The organism is Pedobacter sp. UYP1, from assembly GCF_040547305.1.
In the GTDB taxonomy this organism is placed as follows: Bacteria; Bacteroidota; Bacteroidia; order Sphingobacteriales; family Sphingobacteriaceae; genus Pedobacter.
Genome location: NZ_JBEPPL010000007.1, coordinates 199,997 through 220,481 on the forward strand (window position 1 = coordinate 199,997; position 20,485 = coordinate 220,481).

Genomic DNA, 20,485 nt, shown 5'->3' on the forward strand with positions numbered 1-20,485 from the left:
TATAAAAATTACCTTGCATACTTATACTTGCGGTAATAATGTTGAAAAATTGCGAACGATATTAACAGTAATAATGGCAATATAAGGTTAATAAACTGCCATTTAGTTTTTGATTGTCTGAGCAACTGTTTATCCAGCAGCCTGATCTTTACCTCTTTATTCCTTAATTCAATCAAATTATCGTCACTCGACAAATAATCTGCAACATTTAGCAGAAAAGCCTTGTTTCCAAAATTCCGCTGCGTGTACCTGTCAAAACCAAGTGGAAAAACTGAACCATCTCTGCTGCTTACCTGGTTCAGGAAAATATCACCATCACCAATCACCATCATTTTAGTCTTTTTACTTTGCGCAACAGCGCCAAAATTTTCCGTGATCCCTGCAGGAACCGACCGGTTTAAAAATACAGAAGGAAATACACCTTCCAATAATACCGCTGCATTTTGAACAGGGTTGGAATACAATTTCTGATCTGGTGCTTCAGCAACAATCCCTAATGACAAAAGTTTAGGCGTATTGTAAGTGATATGATAAGGAGAAGTACGAAGGATTGCTGTTTTGCGGATTCCCTTTACTCCAATGGTATCCACCGTACTCAGGAATTCTGTTTTTACCCCATCAATATTTCTAACGATATTGTTTGAGTTATCTGGAATCAATACCGGATAATAAATCCACGGAGCCATTTGAATATCCCGCCCCGATCCACCATTCATCGCAATAGGAATCTCTGCACAATTTAAATCAGCAACCAGGTTATAATTAACCCGCGCTCCATACATAAACAGCATATCATCCAGATTCAGTTTATTGTTAAAAGCCAGCTGTTCTCCTTTGCCTTGTAAACTATCCAGGCTGGCGCTCACCTGGTCTATACTCCAGACTACACTGCCACCATTCATCACAAAATAATTGATCTTATATTTTACGGCTTCTGAAAGCTCGCGCTGAGGCTTGGTTACAAAAAGAATTTTAAGTTTATCCAGTCCTTGTTTACTAATCTGATTCAAATCTACCCGCCCTACTTCATAATTATCAGACAAGGATTTCATCGCATCACTTAAATAAAGATCTGATGGTTCGCCATTTCCTTCCGTAAATCCTATCCGGGGATTCTCTCCTGTGCTTACTTTTTTGATTGCCGAGGTAAATACATATTCCAGGTTTTGAATGGAATTATTGATATTATCTTCATAATTACCTCCGGCATCAAGATTTTGAAGTAGTCGCACAGGAATTTGTCTTCCCCCAGCCTGTACAATAGCCATCGGGAATACCATTTTCTGCGTAAACCCTGCATCTTTTTTGATATTCAGGTTTGTAGGCTCAATACCAATATTGTAAAGCTGATGCAAAACAGTGTCTTGGTCTTCTATTGGTAATCCACCAATCGGATCCGTAAATACAACTTTGATTTTTACTGAAGAATTCGATTTGTAGTCATTCAGTAAATCTGCAGTAGCATGTTGTAAACGTTTAAAAGCGGCAGGTAGTTCTCCATCTAAAAAGACGGTAATGGTAATTTGTTGCTGTGCCTTATTTAAAACTGCTTTCGATTTTGGATTTAAGGTGAATCTTTTTTCCTTCGTAAAGTCAAAACGCGTGTAAAAGTAATTTGCCACGATGTTTAATACCACAAGTAAAACGGCGAAAAGTATTATTTTAATTTTCTTATTTACCATTTTCTACCTCCGATCACAATCCGGGTTAAGCCCAGAAATAGTAGAATAAAAGTGATAAAATAGACGACATCCCGTGTATCAAGTACTCCTCTGCTCATCGATTGAAAATGTGTATTGATACTCAGCCAGCCAAATATATCTTCCAATGCTGTGGAAGCAAAAATCTTTCCGAGTGAATCAAAACCACTATAAGCGATAAATGAGAATAAAACAGCAACTGCAAAAGCAATCACCTGATTTTTGGTTACCGATGAAGAAAAAATACCAATAGCTGCAAAAGTTGCACCCAATAGTAAAAGGCCAATATAGGAACCCGCAACCGCCCCACCATCAATATTACCTTTAGGCAGACCAAGCTGTACGATAGAATAGTAATATAATAAAGTTGGAATCAGCGCAAATAAAACCAGCGTGAGGCAGGCAAAATATTTAGCAAAGATAATTTGCCAATCGGTCAATGGCCTGCTGGCCAATAACACATAAGTTCCCTCTCTGCGTTCTTCCGCGAAGGAACGCATGGTGATTGCAGGAATCAGAAACATAAATAGAAATGGGGTCAGGCTGAAAAAGCCATTCAGTTCAGCGTAGCCATATTCAAGAATAGAAGTATCCGGAAAAAACCATAAAAGCAGGCCGGAAACTAATAGGAATACACCGATGGTGATGTAAGCCATTAATGAATTTAATAAACTGAATAATTCGCGTTTAAATACTGCGTACATGAAAAATGATAATGATGCCGAAGTTAGTAAATATCGGGGGAATGGAAAACAGATTACATTTTTGCCTAATTTAGTATCAGTTGAACATTGTTTTTTATTAAAAAATACAGACTATGGGAGAACGTGATAACCGTATCGATCTATACATTGATAACGCCGCCGTTTATGCACAGCCTATATTACACCATCTCAGGATGCTTGTACATGAGGCTTGTCCTGAAATTATAGAAAAAATAAAATGGGGCTGTCCGCATTTCGATTACAAAGGCCCGGTATGCCATATGGCTGCTTTCAAAAATCACTGTGCTTTCGGTTTTTGGAAAGGGGCCTTGCTCCCGGATCTGCATCATCTTGTGGGGGAAGATAAACAACATGCGATGGGTCATCTGGGGAAAATTGAAACTGTTGAGGACCTGCCTGGTGATGACGTTCTGATCACTTATATCCAAAATGCTGTAATTCTGAATAAAGAAGGAATTAAGTTACCAAAGAAAGAGACTGTCCCTAAAACAGAGTTACAGGTTCCTGATGACTTTATTGAAAGACTGGTACAGGTTCCTGCTGCCGGAGTTAATTTCGAGAAGTTCACTGCTTCAAAAAGGAAAGAGTATCTGGAATGGTTTAACGAAGCTAAAACTGAAGCAACAAGACATAAAAGGATGGATAATGCGATAGAATGGATCGCGGAGGGTAAATCCAGAAACTGGAAATATGACCGGTAAATAACAAGCTATATAACTTATTAAAAGCAATACCTTAATGTGAGAAAAGCGTCTTAAATTAAAATTTAAGACGCTTTTCTTATAAGAATCTAATTGTATAATCTTAAGAAAGAATTAAAGACCGAAGTTATAAGCTACTCTGAGGCCAAAAAATCCCAACGCACCATCTTGATTCCATGATTCATATCTTACACCTAAATCAAGTGATTTTTTATTGGCAAAAGGAAACTCAATACCAACACCTGGAGAATAAATAAAAGCAGTTCCGGATCCTTCTCCTGTTGCGAAAGCAGCACCCACTTCACCACCTGCGTAAATGTTATCGGCCACGAAGTATTTTACCCCAATTTTAACGGGGATAACACCTGCACTACCACCTTCTTCCCAACTATAAGTACCTGGATAATAGCTTGTCAAATAATCTTTCCCCTTGAATCTCAAATAACCGGCCGATGCTGTGAAATTTAATTTGTTAGCAATCGGGGTTTGGAATTGTAATGATCCACCATAACCAAATTTAACACCGTTACTTAAATCACCTACAGGAACAGCAAATTCAGCTCCTATACCTAACCTTGACCCTTTAACAGTTTGAGCACAAACATCCGAAAATGCAAATACCCCGGCGATAGCCGCTAATAGAAATAATCTTTTCATAATTTTTATTTAATTCTTTAGATATTAAAACTTCCGCAAGGTTAAATAAAAAATAAATATAACGCAAGTAAAATTAACTACAAACAATTTAAAATTTCACAAGAAAAACTATTTTTCAGTTTGAAGAATATAGTGACCTAAAAAAAACGCCTTAAAGTAAATTTAAGGCGTTTTGAATATCAGGCTTTTATAAAACGATTCGGCTATTTCTAATTATATTCCGAAGTTAAATGCTAGTCTCAAACCAACGAAACTTTTAACTGGTACAATTATTGAATTGTCTTTTCTATCACCTGACCATCCTTCATAACGTGCACCTAATTCGATAGTTGATTTGTCAGCAACAGGGAATTCAACACCTAGTCCTGGAGAATATACAAATGAAGTTCTTGAACCATCACTAGTTCCAATTGCCGCACCTAATTCACCACCTACATAAAAATTCTCAGCTAAGAAGTATCTTAATCCAGCTTTTAATGGAATTGCGTTGTATTTAGGGTACTTCAGATTTCCAACAAGCTCTTTACCTGTAAAATTCAAATATCCTGCACTACCTGTAAAATTCAGACTCTGAGCAATTGGAGTTTGAAACTGCAATGAACCACCAAATCCTAATTTATACAAATCGTTTGTACCGCCTGTAGGCAAAGCAAAATCAACACCTATACCTAATTTCTGACCTGACATTGCAGGGTCTTTTTTCTGAGCTGAAACGTTTGAGACTGCAAAAATTCCTGCTATAGCTGTTAGTAAAAATAACCTTTTCATGATTTCTAATTTAAGTTAGCGGATATAATCCTTACTGGATTAAACAAAAAGTCTGCCAAACCTAAATAAGTTTATTAAAAAGCTATATATCAAATAGTTAAAAGCCTGAACAATTCCTCTAAAGAGTCAGTTTTATGTTGGCTTTTCAGCTCAATTAATGAGGAATCTGCTACAATTTTTCCTTTATTGATAATTACAACCTGCTCACAAAGCGCTTCAACCTCCTGCATAATGTGCGTTGAAAGCACTACAGTCTTATCCCTGCCCAAATTTCTGATCAGTTCCCGGATATCAGTCAATTGATTAGGATCCAATCCCGTAGTAGGCTCATCCAGAATTAATAACTGAGGATCATGAATAATAGCCTGCGCTAACCCTACACGCTGTTTATAGCCCTTACTCAACATGGCAATCTTTTTATGCTGTTCCTCTCCCAGACCTACCCTTTCAATTACATCCCTTACTTTTGCCCCCGTTTGAGAAAACTGATAAGTATCCGCTACAAAAGTCAGAAACTCGCGCACATACATATCCGTATATAAAGGTGTATTTTCCGGTAAATAGCCTAGAATACGACGCATTTCCAAACTCTGAAGCTGCGAATCAAAACCACCCAGACTGGATTTTCCAGAAGTTGGCTTCAAATAGCCTGTCAACATACGCATCGTTGTAGACTTACCCGCACCATTTGGCCCTAGAAAACCAAGTATTTTACCCGGCGAAGCCTGGAAACTGATACTGTCTACTGCTTTTTGCTGACCGTATATTTTGGACAGTCCTTCTACCTTTATACTCAATGGGCTAATTTTAATTGTGATTGATAGCTGATAACTATCAATTCAAAAGTAATAATTCGTATTTAATATAAGGTAAAATTACCCTCCAAATTCTATATTTGCAGTATTATGGCCAAAACGAATAACGACGAACAATTTAAAAATGTGATCTCCCACGCCAAGGAATATGGTTTCGTATTTCAAAGCAGCGAAATTTATGATGGCTTAAGTGCCGTTTATGATTATGGTCAGTTAGGGGCTGAACTAAAAAACAATATCAAAACATATTGGTGGAAATCAATGGTTCAGATGCATGAAAATATCGTAGGAATTGATTCTGCAATTTTTATGCACCCGAAAGTATGGAAAGCCAGTGGTCACGTAGATGGGTTCAGTGATCCAATGATCGATAACAAGGATTCGAATAAACGTTACCGCGCAGACCAGTTATTAGAAGATAAAATTACCCGTTATGAAAAAGACGGTAAAACAGATAAAGCAGCAAAATTACAGGCTGATATGGATGAAGCCCTTAAAGCTGAAAACCTGCCACAGCTTAAAGTGCTGATCGAAGAACATGAAATTGCCTGCCCTGTAAGCGGAACAAAAAACTGGACTGATGTACGTCAGTTTAACCTGATGTTCAGTACACAGTTTGGTGCAATGGCCGAAGGTGCTGAAGAAGTTTATTTACGTCCTGAAACTGCACAAGGTATTTTTGTAAACTTCCTGAATGTTCAGAAATCAGGAAGAATGAAAATCCCTTTTGGTATTGCTCAAATCGGTAAAGCCTTCAGAAATGAAGTAATTGCACGTCAGTTCATCATGCGTATGCGTGAATTTGAACAAATGGAGATGCAATTCTTTGTACGTCCGGGTGAAGAAATGAAATGGTTTGAATACTGGAAAGAAGCACGTCTTAAATGGCATACTGCTTTAGGTACAGACCCTGCGAAATATAAATACCACGACCATGCTAAACTTGCCCACTATGCAAATGCAGCAACAGATATTGAATTTGAATTCCCATTTGGTTTCAAAGAAGTTGAAGGTATCCACAGCCGTACAGATTTCGATTTAACGCAGCACCAGGAGTTTTCTGGTAAGAAAATGCAATATTTCGACAATGACCTGAATGCAGAAGGTAAGCCATATGGTAACTACATCCCATACGTAATTGAAACTTCCATCGGTTTAGACCGTATGTTCTTATTGACTATGATCGGTGCTTTTGAAGAACAGGATCTAAGCGAAGGTGAAAAAACTGACAGCCGTATCGTTCTTCACTTACACCCTTGTCTTGCTCCAATTAAAGCAGCAATCTTACCATTAACTAAAAAAGATGGTTTGCCAGAGAAAGCGAAAACGATCATGGATAACCTGAAACTGGATTACAATGTCGTTTACGAAGAGAAAGATTCAATCGGAAAACGTTACCGCAGACAAGATGCCATCGGTACACCTTTCTGTATCACTATTGATCACCAGACATTGGAAGACGATACAGTAACTATTCGTCACCGTGACAGTATGGAGCAGCAAAGAATTGACATCAAAGATCTGGAAGAGTTAATTGCAAACAAAGTAAGCTGGAAAAACCTGTTGAGACAATCTTAACAAGATTACAGTATTAAATATAAGGGCCTGCTCAATAAAAGCAGGCCTTTTTATTTTCCCATTTCTCTAAACTGGTTTCATTATTGTTAGTCAGAGATAATTAAATTCATCTTCCTGACGTTTACCTTAACATGAAATTCATCTCTATAGCATTCCTTCTATTTTTTTTCAGCACCTATGCTATAAAAGCGCAGTCTTCTGCAAAAATCTGGACACCTGAAGAACTCGAAAATGCCAATACCGCTAAAAACACGAGTTACCTCAATGATGAAGAAAAGAAAATCATCTTTTATATGAACCTGGCACGTACTGACGGAGAAAAGTTTTTTAATACTTATTTCCAGGACTTTGTACAAGCCTATAACGTAGACATGCAGCAATACAGGAATTATGAGGAGCTGAAAGTCAATCGTAAAGACAAATACTACAGAGGTTTGGAAAAGGATCTGAAAACGATAAAGGGCCTGACCCTGTTCAGCCCGGATGAAACACTGACCTGGATTTCACAGCAACATGCCAAAGACATGAAAAAACACAACCTGGCCGGGCATAACTCCAGTGACGGCAGATCGGTATCAGACCGGATCTGGAAATATTATCCAGGAAGGGCCGTTTCAGAAAACCTTGCTTTTGGCTTCTCTAAAGGACTGGCAAATGTCTGCATGTTATTATTGGACAAGAATGTTCCGGATCTTGGACACCGGAAAACAATTTTAGGGACAAGTTATAATTTAAGTCTCGTTGGTGTCAATATCAGTTCACATCCAGGATACAAATATTGTGCAGTCATTGATTTTATTTCCGAACCTGCAACCCGTTAATATGAGCTGTTATTTTCGATATCGGATATCAATTCATAAATTGCCCCCCTATTATACATTTCTAAACCCACATGCGTAAAGCCGTACTCAGATTTATAGACTTTTTTTATCCTCCTTTTTCACGTTGGGTATCTCCTCACACTTTCAGATATATTATTTCTGGTGGAACGACTGCCGCAACAGGGATTATCGTTTATTATATAGTCTATAATTTTATTCTTCACCAGCAACACGTAGATCTGCCTTTTCCTCCAGGCATGATTACAGCTCCTGTTGCTGCCCTGATTATTGAGTCTGTTATTACTTTCATTATTGGGTTTTCTCTGAATAAATACCTGGTATTCACACAGTCAAAGCTAAAAGGACGAGTTCAGTTATTCCGATACGGTACTGTCGTAGCAACGAATATCCTGCTCAATTTTGCGATGCTGAAATTACTGGTAGAAACCTTTCACCTTTATCCAACAGTTGCCAAGATTATCTGTACAGTCATTCTTGCTGTATTTAGTTATTTTAGTCAAAAGCACTTTTCTTTCAAGGTAAAACAATAAATCATTTAGAAGTAAAAGGGTCACGGTTTTCTTGATAAATCGTATAGTCAACCTTATCTTTAGACAAACACAAATACAAAAGGCAATGAGCGATTTTAATGACTTTAACAACCCCCGGGTAGCCCAGCTCCCGAAGCATCTTAGGCAATTTATCGTAGATCAGAACTATGCTAAATATACGCCTGTTGATCAGGCGGTATGGCGTTATGTAATGCGTCAGAATTACAGTTATTTAAAAGATGTTGCCTATTATCCATATATCAAAGGTTTACAACGCGCGGGACTAAGCATTGAATATATCCCGGATTTGCAGACAATGAATGATAACCTGGGTAAATTAGGCTGGGGTGCAGTTACTGTAGATGGGTTCATTCCACCTGCGGCATTCATGGAATACCAGGCTTACCATGTACTGGTTATTGCTGCAGATATCCGCCAAATTAACCATATTGAATATACTCCAGCTCCGGATATTATCCATGAGTCGGCTGGTCATGCGCCTATTATAGCGGATGCTGATTACAATAGTTACCTGAGTTATATTGGCTCTATTGGGGCTAAGGCTATGTTTTCAGCAAAAGATTTTGAATTATACGAGGCTATCCGTGCTTTATCGATTTTGAAAGAAGCAGTAGATGTTCCAGAATTTGAGATTACTAAAGCTGAAGAGCAGCTACAGGAGATTTCAGCCAATATGGGTGAACCCTCAGAAATGGCTTTATTGAGCAGACTGCATTGGTGGACCGTAGAATACGGTTTAATCGGCAGTTTGACTGCTCCTAAAATATATGGCGCCGGCCTGCTTTCTTCGATTGGGGAAAGTTCAAGCTGTATGACAGAAAATGTTAAAAAACTTCCTTACACTATAGATACGCTTAATTATTCGTACGATATTACCAAAACACAGCCACAGCTTTTTGTTACAGAAACCTTTCAGAATCTGATTGATGTGCTAGAACAATTTGCCAATACAATGGCCTTTAGAAAAGGTGGTGCTGAAAGTATACGCAAAGCGATGGATTCTAAAAATCCGGCAACGGCAGTTTATAGTTCAGGTCTGCAGGTAACCGGTGTATTTAGTGATATGGGAATAAATGACGCTGGAGAACCTACTTTTATAAAAACTACAGGTCCATCTGCGCTTTCGGTAGCGAACACCCAAATGGATGGCCATGGCAAAGCTTACCATAAGGATGGTTTTTCATCGCCGGTAGGTAAGCTTAAAGATAAGTCTTTGCCGCTTGAAAACTTTGGCAGTGATGAGCTTTTCGCTTTTGGAATTATCGAAGGAAATACGACCGAGCTTATTTTTGAAAGTGGTATCCAGGTAAATGGGGTTGTCAAAGCTGTTTACAAACACGAAGGTCAGGTAATTCTGATTGCTTTTGAAGACTGTACAGTTAAAGAACAAAATGGAAATATTCTTTTCCAGCCAGAATGGGGCACTTATGATATGGCTGTCGGAAACACAATTGTTTCTGTATTTAATGGCGCTGCCGATAAAGATGCTTATGAGGAAATCACTTATATCAGTGAAAAACAAACTGAAAAGGTTGTTTACGATGAGGTTACGAATCAACTACACGCTATTTACAGGGCAGTAAGACAAATCAGAGAAGAAGGTACTGGTGAAGAGCGCTTACCTGCTTTATTTGAGAATTTAAAGACGGCTTATCCTCAGGATTGGCTTTGTGCTTTGGAGATCCTGGAAATAGCACACTATAACCAAACGGGTCATGACCTGGAACACGAAATAAGGGTTTACCTGGAAACCAAAGCATCTGCTGAACCACAACATCAAAAACTGATTCAGGATGGCTTACATGTAATAGAGAATCCTGTTACACAATTAATTACGGAAGAAGACTAAACATGAATATTGTATTAACAGGAGCAAGCAGCGGAATCGGTTTCGAAGCTGCTTTAGAATTTACGTTACAAACAGAAAATAAGGTAGTTTGTATTGCCAGATCTGCCGATAAACTGAGAAAATTATTAGAAATCGCCAAAGGTATCAATCCGGACTGCACTTTGTTGCCAGTTGAATTTGATATCGTAAACGATGATTACGCGGCTTTAGTCCCTTTTTTGAAAGAAAGACTAGGCACGGTGGATATTCTGATCAATAATGCGGGTGCATTGATTAATAAACCATTTTTAGAGCTTTCTGCAGAAGATTTAAATGAAATGTTTCAAAGTAATGTCACTGGTCATTTCAATATGATCCAGAATTTACTGCCATTGATGCATAGTGGAAGTCATATTGTGAATATAGGAAGTATGGGTGGTTTTCAGGGAAGTGTTAAATTCTCCGGACTTGCGGCATATTCTTCAAGTAAAGGTGCACTACATACGTTAACGGAGTGTTTGGCCTTTGAATTGGCTGATACCGGTATCAAGGTGAATTGCCTGGCTTTAGGGTCGGCACAAACGGAAATGCTGGAACAAGCTTTCCCAGGTTATCAATCTCCTGTAATGGCTTTTGAAATGGGTAAATATGTAGCTGATTTTGCAAAAACTGGTCATAAGTTTTTCAATGGAAAGGTACTACCTGTAGCAGTAACTACTCCTTAGTTTTTTAAGGGAATAAAAAAAGACCCCCGTTATATTTCTGACATCAGGCCTTTATAGAGGGAACTCACGTCGGAAATATAACGGGGTCTCTTTTTTTATTGCTTTGTGAATTATTTTAATAACTTAGCGGACGATATATGAAGAAAAGCCTGTTATTATTCTGCTTCGTAGTTCTTTTTGCCGCTTCCGGCAAGTCGCAGACAATTCCTGTTAAGTATCAGGAATTACTCAAAAAAATGGTTGCCAATAAGACCTCTGATCAATTGATCGGTTTTGCAAAAACACTCATCGGAATTCCTTACAGATATGCATCAAGTAACCCGGCTACCGGATTTGATTGCTCAGGTTTTGTGAGTTATGTATTTCATAACTTCGGGGTAAATGTTCCGCGTTCTTCTACCGAATTCAATCAGGCAGGAACTCCGGTTAAACTGGAAAATGCAAAGGTCGGTGATGTACTTATTTTCACCGGAACAAACCCAAGAAAGCGTGTGGTGGGACACGTTGGCATTATTGCAGACATTGAAGGAGATACGATTAAGTTCATCCATTCTACTTCTGGTAAAGCACATGGTGTAACCGTTACCACACTTAACCCTTATTACAAAAGCCGTCTGATGAGAGCAGTTAGTATTCTATAATAATCTACTATACTTTTAGCTTTCCAGCAAAACTACTTTCAAAGCATCAGGCACTTCGCCCCTGCTTAACATTTCTTTAGCGAGTTCATGTAATTCACGCTGACGGTTTACTCCATCGCCTATAGTAGCATCCAATACCTCTTTAACAGCAGGATGATTTCTGATCAGGTCAATTTCTTCTTCTGAAGGGACTTTTTCTATATTCCCCAGCATCCCAAGATCGTTACCACTCAATACATAAGAATTTCTTACACCATGAGGCAAAGCATCAATACCAATACCTAATGTGGTTAATGGTTTTGCAACTTTAAATAGATTATCTGCCGTTACCCGGCAATACCAATCTCCCCCTAAACGGGCTACCAGATCTATTTTCGCCTGATCAATTTTACCATCTTCATCCAGAATCTCTTCTTTGATGTGAATCAGTTTTATTTCAGCCAGGATCAGATTTCCGGCGCCAGGATTATCTCCAAGATGAATTACCTCAGTTACGATACATTCCATCTGAACAGGAGCTTCAGCAACACGTGGTGGCTTTACCAGTTGCGAAGGAAGCATGGTAAAACCAGCTTTTTCAAACTCATTAATCCCCTTTGCATATTCGGTACTCGCCAGGCTGGTTTGCTGAACCATTGGATAATTCACAATATTAATCACGCATTCTTTAACTTCCAGGATATTTTCAAGCGTATGTTTAGTGGTATTGTCACGTACCCTTCTCGCCGGTGAGAACACACACAGTGGTGGATTGGTGCTGAACATGTTGAAGAAACTAAAAGGGCTTAAGTTGATATTTCCTTCCTTATCAATCGTGGTAGCAAAGCATATAGGTCTTGGCGCAACTGCATATTGCAAGTAGTTTTGCAGTTGCGCCGGACTCAAATCTGAAGTTTTAACTGTCAGCATTATTTTTTAAGGGCTAGAATAGAAAAATCAGTATCCACTTTACGGATGGTATTGCTTAAACGGCCAAGACCAGTAATTTCCATCTCTACCACATCACCATCCTGTAACCACTGTGGTTTAAAGTTCGGATCATTGAACAAACCAGTACCATTCAATTCCAGGAAGCAACCAGTACCTACCGTACCTGAACCGATCACATCGCCTGGTAAAATATCCACACCATAAGCACAACGCTCAATAATTTCAGCAAATGTCCAGTCCATATCAGCTGTATTGCCTGCCGAAACTTGTTTTCCGTTCACTGTACATGTCATTTCCAGGTTATAGCTGTTACCAATATGACCTGCTTTAGGGGCAGTTTTATATTCTTCCAATTCATCCGGAGTCACTAACCATGGTCCAATAACCGTAGAAAAGTCTTTTCCTTTTGCCGGGCCCAGATTCAATAACATTTCTTCCATCTGCAACGTTCTGGCGCTCATGTCATTCATAATCATATATCCTGCGATATAAGCATCTGCTTCAGCAGCTTTGATATTTCTTCCTTTTTTACCAATAACCACTGCCACTTCCAGTTCAAAATCAAGTTTCTGGAAATGGTCAGGCATACATTCAATTTCTCCAGGTCCCTGAATTGCGTTATGGTTGGTAAAATAGAATATAGGGTACTGATCAAATTCTGGAATCATGTCTACTTTACGGTTTCTGCGTGCGGCAGCAACGTGCTGACGAAAAGCATAACCGTCTCTGCAAGAGCTTGGATGCGGAACTGGCGCTACAACTTCATAAAAAGCTTCTTCTTTAGGTTCGATTTCACCTGACTTAATTTTGGCATCAATCGCTAATGCGCGTTCCATCAGTACTTCGGAATCTTTTAAAAACTCGTTCATATCATTTGGGATCTGCTTATCGCATGAATTCAGATTATAGATATGTCCGCTGATGAAAACACCAAGGTGTTCTCTGTCTTCTGTTTTGTAGGATACTAATTTCATATAGTTTTATGTTTGGTAGCACAATGTATAGTACAGCGCTTCAAAGCTAGAGAATTTAGGCCACAATGAACAAAAGCCTGTGAAATAAATGACAATAGATTATATGGCATAAATTTGATAGCTAACAATATAATTCTTAATTTAGCCTTCGCAACAATGACAAAGCGCAAATTAAAATATCAGGATCGTATTGCCAGCCAAGTACTGGCCGGATTCAGGTATGCTATGCTCTCTAAGCTCATTTTTGCACAATACTCCATTTAAGCTTTTTTCTAAAGCTATCGCATATTAAACGTTCTCACGTTTTTTATTCATCCTACATTTCAACCAATTATAACCTATAGATATGCCTATTTATCATACCTTAGGAACCATTCCCCCTAAAAGACACACGGTTTTTAGAAAACCAGATGGTGAACTTTATGCAGAGGAACTGGTATCCACCGAAGGATTTTCGAGCCTGTATTCGCTTGTCTATCACTGTCATCCGCCAACGATCGTTAAAGCGCTCGGAGAACCTTATTCTGTAGAACCTAAAATTGCCAGGGAGAAACATTTAAAACATACCTCCCTGATCGGTTTTAACGTTGCTCCTGAAGACGATTATCTGAAAAGCAGAAAACCTGTACTGGTTAACAGCGACTTGCACATTTCTCTCGCTGCCCCAAGAAAATCCATGACCGATTATTTCTATAAAAACAGTCAGGCAGATGAAATAATTTTTATTCACCAGGGAACAGGAACGTTAAAAACAGGCTTTGGAAAGATTCGTTTTGCTTATGGTGATTACCTGGTTATACCCCGTGGTACTATCTACCAGATGGAATTTGATGATGAAAAGAACCGCTTATTTATCGTAGAAAGTTTCAGCCCGGTAAGGTCTCCAAAACGTTACAGAAATGAATATGGCCAGCTGATGGAACATTCTCCGTATTGCGAGCGTGATATCAGAAGACCAGCAGATCTGGAAACAATAGATGAATTCGGTGATTTTAAAGTATTGATCAAAAAACAAGGTTTAATGTACCCTTATACTTATGGTACACATCCTTTTGATTTTGTAGGCTGGGATGGTTTCCATTACCCATGGGCTTTCTCTATTCATGATTTCGAGCCGATTACCGGACGTCTTCATCAGCCGCCACCTGTGCATCAAACGTTTGAAGGTCATAATTTCGTGATCTGCTCTTTTGTACCGCGCAAATTTGATTACCATCCTTTATCTATTCCTGCCCCTTATAACCACAGTAATGTAGACAGTGATGAGGTGCTTTATTATGTAGATGGTGACTTTATGAGCAGAAAAAGTGTCGTTAAAGGTCAGATTACACTCCATCCGGGAGGTATTCCTCATGGACCACACCCTGGTACAGTAGAGAAATCAATCGGCAAAGAGAGTACAGAAGAACTTGCGGTTATGATTGATCCTTTCCGTCCATTAATGCTCACTGAGGATGCATTGGCGATTGAGGATGAGAATTACCACAAGAGCTGGCAAATCAATGTAGAATAATCAAAAACTAACTTATTATACCTGAATAATTTTTTTAATTAAATAAAAAGACAAAGACATGCAAACACTAGTTGTAGAAAAAGACACAGAAGTGCTTGATTTCCTGCCACTTAATGGTACAGACCATTTAGAGCTTTATGTAGGTAATGCAAAACAATCTGCACACTTTTATAAAACAGCCTTTGGGTTCGAGACTGTGGCGTATGCAGGCCCGGAAACCGGCCTGAGAGATAGAGCTTCCTATGTATTACAACAAGGAAAAATAAGGTTAGTCCTGACTACCCCTATGGGTTCGGAAGGCGTAATTGCAGAACATATTAAAACACATGGTGATGGGGTTAAGATACTTGCATTATGGGTAGATGACGCCTATAAATCGTATGAAGAGACTATCAAACGTGGTGCAGTTTCTTACCAGGAGCCACAAACTTTAACAGATGAATTTGGTGAAGTCCGTACTGCGGGTATCTATACTTATGGTGAAACTGTCCATCTATTTGTAGAACGCAAAAACTATACAGGCGCATTCATGCCTGGTTTTGTTGCTGTAGAAGGTGGTTATCAGCCAGGAAATACTGGTCTTTTATATATTGATCACTGTGTTGGAAATGTAGGCTGGAATAGAATGAACGAGGCTGTGAAGTGGTATGAAGATGTAATGGGCTTCAGAAATATCCTTTCATTTGATGATAAACAGATCAACACTGAATACTCTGCTTTAATGAGTAAAGTGATGAGCAACAAGAATGGTTACGTGAAATTCCCGATCAATGAGCCTGCTGAAGGTAAAAAGAAATCACAAATTGAAGAGTATCTGGAGTTTTACAATGGTGAAGGTGTTCAGCATATTGCTGTAGCTACGCATGATGTTATTCAAACTGTAAGAGCAATGAAAGCACGCGGGGTAGAGTTTTTGAGTCCGCCGCCAAAGGCTTATTATGATACTTTACTGGAACGTGTTGGTAAAATCGATGAAGACATCGCGCCTTTACAGGAACTGGGCATTTTGGTTGATCATGATGAAGAAGGTTATTTACTTCAGATTTTCACTAAACCTGTTCAGGACCGTCCAACTTTATTCTTCGAGATTATTCAGAGAAAAGGTGCGCAATCTTTTGGTGCAGGAAACTTTAAGGCTTTGTTTGAATCCTTAGAACGCGAACAGGAATTAAGAGGTAATCTTTAATTGATTACTCTTCAAATCGTATAAAAAACAGGTGTTATTGATTGGCCGCGTTCCGCTGTCTGAGGGGGTAGCGAACGTTAAGCCATCTTGTTAACACTTGTTTTTTATAAAAAGATGATTTTTTTGCATAGGGGTATTACCCCTTCTGCACGTTTGATCAGTCAGTACTTTAAACCCTTAATGAATTTTATTGGTTTAATTTTCAAACTTATTGAGCTTTAAATGGTTATGTATAACCTGTAAGCTTATTAATTCTATAGACTTATGACTATAGGGTGTGTTGTTTAGTTAATTATGTGGTGTGTTTAGCTAAATTGTTTACAAAAACCAGGTATAACCCGTGGGATGACCTTTAAGTCTCCCGCGGGATTTCCCTGGTAAAGTTGTTTTTTTCTACCCTTCCATTCGGAAAATTTAATTACTTTCGGGCTTCACCGGCAATCAGAAAGGCATGTTTAATATTACTATCCAGAGAATCCAAATTTTCACAGTGCATTTCCGGAAAGCATTTAAACTCTTTCAAAAGAATGATCCGCTAAGATTAGCTGGAGCAACCGCTTTTTTTGCCAATTTTGCTTTACCCCCCATTTTATTGATCCTGATTAGATTATTTGGTTTTTTCATTGACCGTAAGACCATGGTAAACCGGATTTTTGAGCGTCTTGGAACTATACTGGATGACAGCAGTACTCAGCAAATCAGACAGACGTTAAGAAATATCAGGGGAATGGATCATAAATGGTATGCTACACTGCTGAGTTTTGTATTTTTCCTTTTTGTTGCGACCACACTTTTTGCAGTCATCAAAAATTCCATGGATCAGATCTGGTCTATCGGGATGAAAGAGCATACAAGTTTTCTGTTTAAGCTTAAAATAAGGGCAAGATCTATGGTTATTATTCTGCTGGCAGGTTTACTATTCTCTATAGGCCTGCTCACAGACAGCGTCCAGGCCTTCATTGGTGTTTATATCAATACAGCCTCTCCTACTTTTGGAAGGGTATTCCTGATGCTCTTAAATCAATTGCTGTTTGTTGCGATAGTAACGACCTGGTTCAGCGTTTTATTCCGTTTTCTAACCAGCGGAAGACCGACCTGGAAATCTTCAATCAGGGGTGGTATTCTGACTGGTATCCTTTTCACATTTGGGAAATATATTCTACGTATTGCCTTGCCAATGAGTAACATCGGCAATATATATGGTGCATCCGGCTCAATTGTGCTGATCATGCTTTTTGTATTTTATTCTTCTTTCATTTTCTATTTCGGAGCTTGTTTTGTAAAAGTGCTGAGTGACGCCAAAGAAACTCCAATACGCCCCATTAAAGGAGCGTTTAATTATGAAATAAAAGAAGTTTTAAAGCCATCTTAAGTCAGTTCCTGCAAAGCAGTCCGCTCAAATCCCTGCATTTCAAATACAGCTAATTTGTTCAGAAGATTATAATGAAGTGTACCAAAAAAATTGATAATCCCATCTTTATTTTTGCCTTCAATACAAATGCTCTCTTTAGAAACCTCGGGGTGTTGTAAAAACTGTACAGCAATCACCTCTTCGTCCTTTATTTTAATATCGGCGATATCGATAGCATACTCTTTCATCAGCAATAAAAAGCTGGTTCCATTCAATAATAACTCTTTGATACTCATAGCGTAAGAATTTAAGGTTAGGGAAAATTATTCCAGCAAATTTAACGCCAAAAAAAAGGAGTAAACGCGATCCGTTTACTCCTTTTTCACACAGCTTAACTTTAAAGCTTTGCTAATCGTTTTACTATGGAAATTCAGTGCTTAAAAAAGTTTAAGTGCCAGTCCTAAAGTAAATAAGTTTAATCTCTGGCCGTCATAGTTTTGTTTCCCTAATTTGGTAATACCAGCTTCATATCTAAGGTCTACGCCTATTTTACCAATGTCTAAACCAGCACCAAACTGCCATGCAACAGCTTGTTTTTTGAAGTCACCACTAAAGATATTTGTTGTAGCAGCACCGAAAGATTGTTTATCATCTAAAATAAATGACACTACAGGCCCTGTATTTAAACGTAATCCAATACCAGCAGCACCGATTTTAGTACCAATCAATAAAGGTACGTCAAGACTTGTAAATTTAACCTTGTTTTCCTGACCAGCAAATGCAGGATCATTGCTCACCATTGTCGTGTTTTTACCTGACAAATAAAGCTCTGGTTGAAAATGTATGCCCGCTGCTCCGATTCTGGCCCACACACCTGCATAATAACCTGCTGAGTTATCACTGCTAAATGTATTGTGACTGCTTAATTTAGAAAGATTCGCTCCTCCTTTAACACCAAATTGAAAAGATGGCAGTATCTGGCCAAAAGCTACTGCGCTAAAGCAGATAAACAATGAGAATAGAACAATTTTTTTCATAAGTTTTTATTTGTTTGTTATTTTTAAAGGTAATCAAGCACAATAGGGCTTTTATACGGAGTAAAATTAGGAATATTTTTTTTGCAAACTAAATTACGTCAATTTAAATTAATCACACCTTATTTCATAGATTTGTTTATGCTCCCGAACCTTATGCTGCAATCAGTTTTCTAATGGATTTAGATTTTAACCTCTATGCATTAAGCCTGATTATTTCTGGCATCATTACCCTTCTCCTTTCCGGATATATCTTAAGCAATGAAAAAGGTACAGTACGTTGGGTAGGATATCTGATGTTGTCTAATTCAATCTGGTCTATGGCTTATGGTTTTGAGTTGTCCAGCAGAACATTAGAACACATGAAGATGCTCATTAATGTCGAATATGTGGGTATTGTAGCCGTTCCGTTTTACTGGTTTCTATTCTGCCTGGACCTGGCCGGAAAAGAAAAATGGTTGAAGAAAACAGGAAATCAATTGCTGATTACTGCTGTTCCTGTGCTGTACCTGCTTTTAGTATGGACTAATGACCTGCATCATTTGCATTATAAAAAGGTCAGTATTGACTATAGCGGAAGCTTCCCAATGCTTAAAATCGTTTCTGGAATTGCTTACTACTTTTTTGTCTGTTATTTTTATGCTTTGCTGATTGTAGGAAACTATTTTCTGATTAAAAAATTCAGACGTTCTGACCGGGTTTATAAAAAACAAAACAGAGTTATCTTAACCGCAGCTATGCTTCCCTGGATAGCGAATTTCTGTTATTTAATTGGCTTAAGGCCTATTCCAAACCTGGACATCACTCCTTTCGCTTTTCAAGTCTCTACTTTTTTGATCTTCATAGCCATCTATAGATTCAAATTATTAAATGTGCTGCCTGTTGCCAGAGAAAAAGTTCTGGAGCTCATGGGTGATGGATTCATGGTGCTGGATCACCGGAACCGGGTTATCGATTATAATTCCGCATTTAAAAAATATATCAGTGTCTACCATGCAGATAAAATTATTGGTAAAGACGTCAATGAATTGCTGCAATACCAGCCAGAACTTCTGGATTTACTCAATCAACAAGAATCCGGGAAAGTAGAATTACTGGTACATACAGCAAATGGCGTATTTGACCTGGAAGCTGATGTCTGTTTTCTGAATGAGAACAAGCTGAACAGAAATGCAACGATCATTAAGCTTCAGGATTTAACAAATGCCAGGCAGGAAGCTTTAAAATCTCAACGTCAGGCAGAAGAACTTCAAAAACTAAATCAGCTAAAAGACCGGATATTTTCTATTATGGCACATGACCTCAGAGGGCCATTACTCAATCTGGCTGAGGTCTTAAAAATGACTTCTGATGATACAATCAGCGCGGAAGAATTTAAAGAACTTTCCCCTACACTCACTAAAGACATCTCTTATACGACAGATTTATTGGAGAATATCCTGCACTGGTCAAGAAGTCAGTTAAAGGGATATGGAATTAACAAAGAACTTTTTGATCTGAAAAATCTGATTAACTCAGAAGTCAGTTATCATCTTAAAGCTGCTTCAGTAAAAAAGATAGAAATTATTCTGCAATTAGCAGATAATCTGGTTGCTTACGCCGATTTGCTAATGATGCAGATTGTGATTCGGAACCTGATTATTAATGCCATCAAATTCTGCCACGAAAATTGCCAGATCAATATTGTGGCCTCCTATATTAATGCAGAATATATAGGATTGCAAATTCAGGACAACGGTGTAGGTATTGCACTGGAGAACATTCAGAAGATCTTTAATGGAGAGAATTTCTCCAGCCGTGGCACACAGAATGAAAAAGGTACCGGAATTGGTTTAATGGTTTGCTGGGATTTTATGGAGCGAAATGAAGGAAGTATTGCTATCGAAAGCGAATTAGGTGCCGGAACTTTGTTCAATTTGCAAATCCCGAGACATCAGGCATAAAAAAGGGCCGTTTTAGAAAAAAC

The 20,485-nt window shown here is 38.5% G+C and carries 20 protein-coding genes; 11 read left to right on the top strand and 9 right to left on the bottom strand.

From position 1 onward, the window contains the following. Window positions 1-8 precede the first annotated feature (8 nt). Together gldG and gldF are read right to left on the bottom strand one after the other, a co-directional pair. Complete coding sequence (gene gldG / locus ABIB30_RS15905) at window positions 9-1,682, bottom strand: gliding motility-associated ABC transporter substrate-binding protein GldG (protein ID WP_354303639.1); 1,674 nt, start codon at window positions 1,680-1,682, stop codon at window positions 9-11. After that, window positions 1,676-2,404, bottom strand: a complete 729-nt coding sequence (gldF, locus tag ABIB30_RS15910; protein WP_354303641.1) for a gliding motility-associated ABC transporter permease subunit GldF — start codon at window positions 2,402-2,404, stop codon at window positions 1,676-1,678. The genes gldG and gldF overlap by 7 nt, the downstream gene beginning before the upstream one ends. 113 nt (window positions 2,405-2,517) lie before the next feature. On the opposite strand from gldF, the gene ABIB30_RS15915 reads away from it, so the two are divergent. Continuing rightward, window positions 2,518-3,126: a YdeI/OmpD-associated family protein gene (locus tag ABIB30_RS15915; protein WP_354303643.1), complete on the top strand. Its 609-nt coding sequence runs from the start codon at window positions 2,518-2,520 to the stop codon at window positions 3,124-3,126. A gap of 114 nt (window positions 3,127-3,240) precedes the next feature. Here ABIB30_RS15915 and ABIB30_RS15920 read toward each other — a convergent pair whose 3' ends face one another. The 3 genes from ABIB30_RS15920 to ABIB30_RS15930 form a co-directional block, all read right to left on the bottom strand. Further along, window positions 3,241-3,783, bottom strand: coding sequence for an outer membrane beta-barrel protein (locus tag ABIB30_RS15920; RefSeq protein ID WP_354303645.1), 543 nt, complete (start codon window positions 3,781-3,783; stop codon window positions 3,241-3,243). Between the two features lie 213 nt (window positions 3,784-3,996). Further along, complete coding sequence (locus tag ABIB30_RS15925; RefSeq protein ID WP_354303646.1) at window positions 3,997-4,551, bottom strand: outer membrane beta-barrel protein; 555 nt, start codon at window positions 4,549-4,551, stop codon at window positions 3,997-3,999. Between the two features lie 89 nt (window positions 4,552-4,640). After that, window positions 4,641-5,348: an ATP-binding cassette domain-containing protein gene (locus ABIB30_RS15930; RefSeq protein ID WP_354303648.1), complete on the bottom strand. Its 708-nt coding sequence runs from the start codon at window positions 5,346-5,348 to the stop codon at window positions 4,641-4,643. A gap of 108 nt (window positions 5,349-5,456) precedes the next feature. Between ABIB30_RS15930 and ABIB30_RS15935 the strand changes: the two genes are divergently transcribed. The 6 genes from ABIB30_RS15935 to ABIB30_RS15960 all read left to right on the top strand — a co-directional run bounded on the left by ABIB30_RS15935 (window position 5,457) and on the right by ABIB30_RS15960 (window position 11,531). After that, window positions 5,457-6,944 carry a glycine--tRNA ligase gene (locus ABIB30_RS15935; protein ID WP_354303650.1) on the top strand — a complete coding sequence of 496 codons (1,488 nt, stop codon included), beginning with the start codon at window positions 5,457-5,459 and terminating at the stop codon, window positions 6,942-6,944. Between the two features lie 131 nt (window positions 6,945-7,075). Then, on the top strand, window positions 7,076-7,765 hold the full coding sequence (locus tag ABIB30_RS15940; protein WP_354303652.1) for a CAP domain-containing protein: 690 nt from the start codon (window positions 7,076-7,078) through the stop codon (window positions 7,763-7,765). A gap of 71 nt (window positions 7,766-7,836) precedes the next feature. Continuing rightward, the gene (locus tag ABIB30_RS15945) at window positions 7,837-8,316 is read left to right on the top strand and encodes a GtrA family protein (RefSeq protein ID WP_354303654.1); all 480 of its coding nucleotides are present in this window, start codon (window positions 7,837-7,839) and stop codon (window positions 8,314-8,316) included. 85 nt (window positions 8,317-8,401) lie between these two features. Then, window positions 8,402-10,186 carry an aromatic amino acid hydroxylase gene (locus tag ABIB30_RS15950; RefSeq protein WP_354303656.1) on the top strand — a complete coding sequence of 595 codons (1,785 nt, stop codon included), beginning with the start codon at window positions 8,402-8,404 and terminating at the stop codon, window positions 10,184-10,186. 2 nt (window positions 10,187-10,188) lie between these two features. Next, entirely contained in the window at window positions 10,189-10,890 is a 702-nt protein-coding gene (locus ABIB30_RS15955; RefSeq protein ID WP_354303658.1) for an SDR family oxidoreductase, read from the top strand. A gap of 137 nt (window positions 10,891-11,027) precedes the next feature. Continuing rightward, entirely contained in the window at window positions 11,028-11,531 is a 504-nt protein-coding gene (locus ABIB30_RS15960) for a C40 family peptidase (RefSeq protein ID WP_183869511.1), read from the top strand. Window positions 11,532-11,546: 15 nt separating this feature from the next. Here ABIB30_RS15960 and ABIB30_RS15965 read toward each other — a convergent pair whose 3' ends face one another. Beyond that, a complete protein-coding gene (locus ABIB30_RS15965) occupies window positions 11,547-12,440 on the bottom strand; it encodes a flavin reductase family protein (protein WP_354303661.1) in 894 nt (297 codons plus the stop codon). Further along, complete coding sequence (locus ABIB30_RS15970) at window positions 12,440-13,435, bottom strand: fumarylacetoacetate hydrolase family protein (protein ID WP_354303663.1); 996 nt, start codon at window positions 13,433-13,435, stop codon at window positions 12,440-12,442. Before ABIB30_RS15970 ends, ABIB30_RS15965 begins: the two co-directional genes overlap by 1 nt. A 346-nt stretch (window positions 13,436-13,781) precedes the next feature. Between ABIB30_RS15970 and ABIB30_RS15975 the strand changes: the two genes are divergently transcribed. The 3 genes from ABIB30_RS15975 to ABIB30_RS15985 all read left to right on the top strand — a co-directional run bounded on the left by ABIB30_RS15975 (window position 13,782) and on the right by ABIB30_RS15985 (window position 17,506). Further along, complete coding sequence (locus ABIB30_RS15975; RefSeq protein ID WP_354303665.1) at window positions 13,782-14,948, top strand: homogentisate 1,2-dioxygenase; 1,167 nt, start codon at window positions 13,782-13,784, stop codon at window positions 14,946-14,948. A gap of 58 nt (window positions 14,949-15,006) precedes the next feature. After that, entirely contained in the window at window positions 15,007-16,134 is a 1,128-nt protein-coding gene (gene hppD, locus ABIB30_RS15980; RefSeq protein WP_354303667.1) for a 4-hydroxyphenylpyruvate dioxygenase, read from the top strand. A 451-nt stretch (window positions 16,135-16,585) separates the two neighbouring features. Continuing rightward, a complete protein-coding gene (locus tag ABIB30_RS15985) occupies window positions 16,586-17,506 on the top strand; it encodes a YihY/virulence factor BrkB family protein (protein ID WP_354303669.1) in 921 nt (306 codons plus the stop codon). Here ABIB30_RS15985 and ABIB30_RS15990 read toward each other — a convergent pair. Both ABIB30_RS15990 and ABIB30_RS15995 read right to left on the bottom strand, forming a co-directional pair. Next, window positions 17,503-17,781 carry a hypothetical protein gene (locus ABIB30_RS15990; RefSeq protein ID WP_354303671.1) on the bottom strand — a complete coding sequence of 93 codons (279 nt, stop codon included), beginning with the start codon at window positions 17,779-17,781 and terminating at the stop codon, window positions 17,503-17,505. The two genes, ABIB30_RS15985 and ABIB30_RS15990, sit on opposite strands and share 4 nt — an antisense overlap. 141 nt (window positions 17,782-17,922) lie before the next feature. Beyond that, window positions 17,923-18,522 (bottom strand): porin family protein, encoded by a 600-nt coding sequence (locus tag ABIB30_RS15995; protein ID WP_354303673.1) that lies wholly within the window; start codon window positions 18,520-18,522, stop codon window positions 17,923-17,925. A gap of 173 nt (window positions 18,523-18,695) precedes the next feature. Between ABIB30_RS15995 and ABIB30_RS16000 the strand changes: the two genes are divergently transcribed. Beyond that, entirely contained in the window at window positions 18,696-20,462 is a 1,767-nt protein-coding gene (locus ABIB30_RS16000; protein ID WP_354303675.1) for a sensor histidine kinase, read from the top strand. Window positions 20,463-20,485: the final 23 nt, after the last annotated feature.

Excerpts from the sequence above, each read along its gene's own strand:
- ABIB30_RS15915 (WP_354303643.1), top strand. The coding sequence starts at position 2,518 with ATGGGAGAACGTGATAACCGTATCGATCTATACATTGATAACGCCGCC.
- gldG (WP_354303639.1), bottom strand. The coding sequence starts at position 1,682 with ATGGTAAATAAGAAAATTAAAATAATACTTTTCGCCGTTTTACTTGTG.
- ABIB30_RS15995 (WP_354303673.1), bottom strand. The coding sequence starts at position 18,522 with ATGAAAAAAATTGTTCTATTCTCATTGTTTATCTGCTTTAGCGCAGTA.
- ABIB30_RS15950 (WP_354303656.1), top strand. The coding sequence starts at position 8,402 with ATGAGCGATTTTAATGACTTTAACAACCCCCGGGTAGCCCAGCTCCCG.
- ABIB30_RS15985 (WP_354303669.1), top strand. The coding sequence starts at position 16,586 with ATGTTTAATATTACTATCCAGAGAATCCAAATTTTCACAGTGCATTTC.
- hppD (WP_354303667.1), top strand. The coding sequence starts at position 15,007 with ATGCAAACACTAGTTGTAGAAAAAGACACAGAAGTGCTTGATTTCCTG.
- ABIB30_RS15940 (WP_354303652.1), top strand. The coding sequence starts at position 7,076 with ATGAAATTCATCTCTATAGCATTCCTTCTATTTTTTTTCAGCACCTAT.
- ABIB30_RS15935 (WP_354303650.1), top strand. The coding sequence starts at position 5,457 with ATGGCCAAAACGAATAACGACGAACAATTTAAAAATGTGATCTCCCAC.
- ABIB30_RS15925 (WP_354303646.1), bottom strand. The coding sequence starts at position 4,551 with ATGAAAAGGTTATTTTTACTAACAGCTATAGCAGGAATTTTTGCAGTC.
- ABIB30_RS15965 (WP_354303661.1), bottom strand. The coding sequence starts at position 12,440 with ATGCTGACAGTTAAAACTTCAGATTTGAGTCCGGCGCAACTGCAAAAC.
- ABIB30_RS15990 (WP_354303671.1), bottom strand. The coding sequence starts at position 17,781 with ATGAGTATCAAAGAGTTATTATTGAATGGAACCAGCTTTTTATTGCTG.
- ABIB30_RS15955 (WP_354303658.1), top strand. The coding sequence starts at position 10,189 with ATGAATATTGTATTAACAGGAGCAAGCAGCGGAATCGGTTTCGAAGCT.
- gldF (WP_354303641.1), bottom strand. The coding sequence starts at position 2,404 with ATGTACGCAGTATTTAAACGCGAATTATTCAGTTTATTAAATTCATTA.
- ABIB30_RS16000 (WP_354303675.1), top strand. The coding sequence starts at position 18,696 with ATGGATTTAGATTTTAACCTCTATGCATTAAGCCTGATTATTTCTGGC.
- ABIB30_RS15970 (WP_354303663.1), bottom strand. The coding sequence starts at position 13,435 with ATGAAATTAGTATCCTACAAAACAGAAGACAGAGAACACCTTGGTGTT.
- ABIB30_RS15975 (WP_354303665.1), top strand. The coding sequence starts at position 13,782 with ATGCCTATTTATCATACCTTAGGAACCATTCCCCCTAAAAGACACACG.
- ABIB30_RS15960 (WP_183869511.1), top strand. The coding sequence starts at position 11,028 with ATGAAGAAAAGCCTGTTATTATTCTGCTTCGTAGTTCTTTTTGCCGCT.
- ABIB30_RS15945 (WP_354303654.1), top strand. The coding sequence starts at position 7,837 with ATGCGTAAAGCCGTACTCAGATTTATAGACTTTTTTTATCCTCCTTTT.
- ABIB30_RS15920 (WP_354303645.1), bottom strand. The coding sequence starts at position 3,783 with ATGAAAAGATTATTTCTATTAGCGGCTATCGCCGGGGTATTTGCATTT.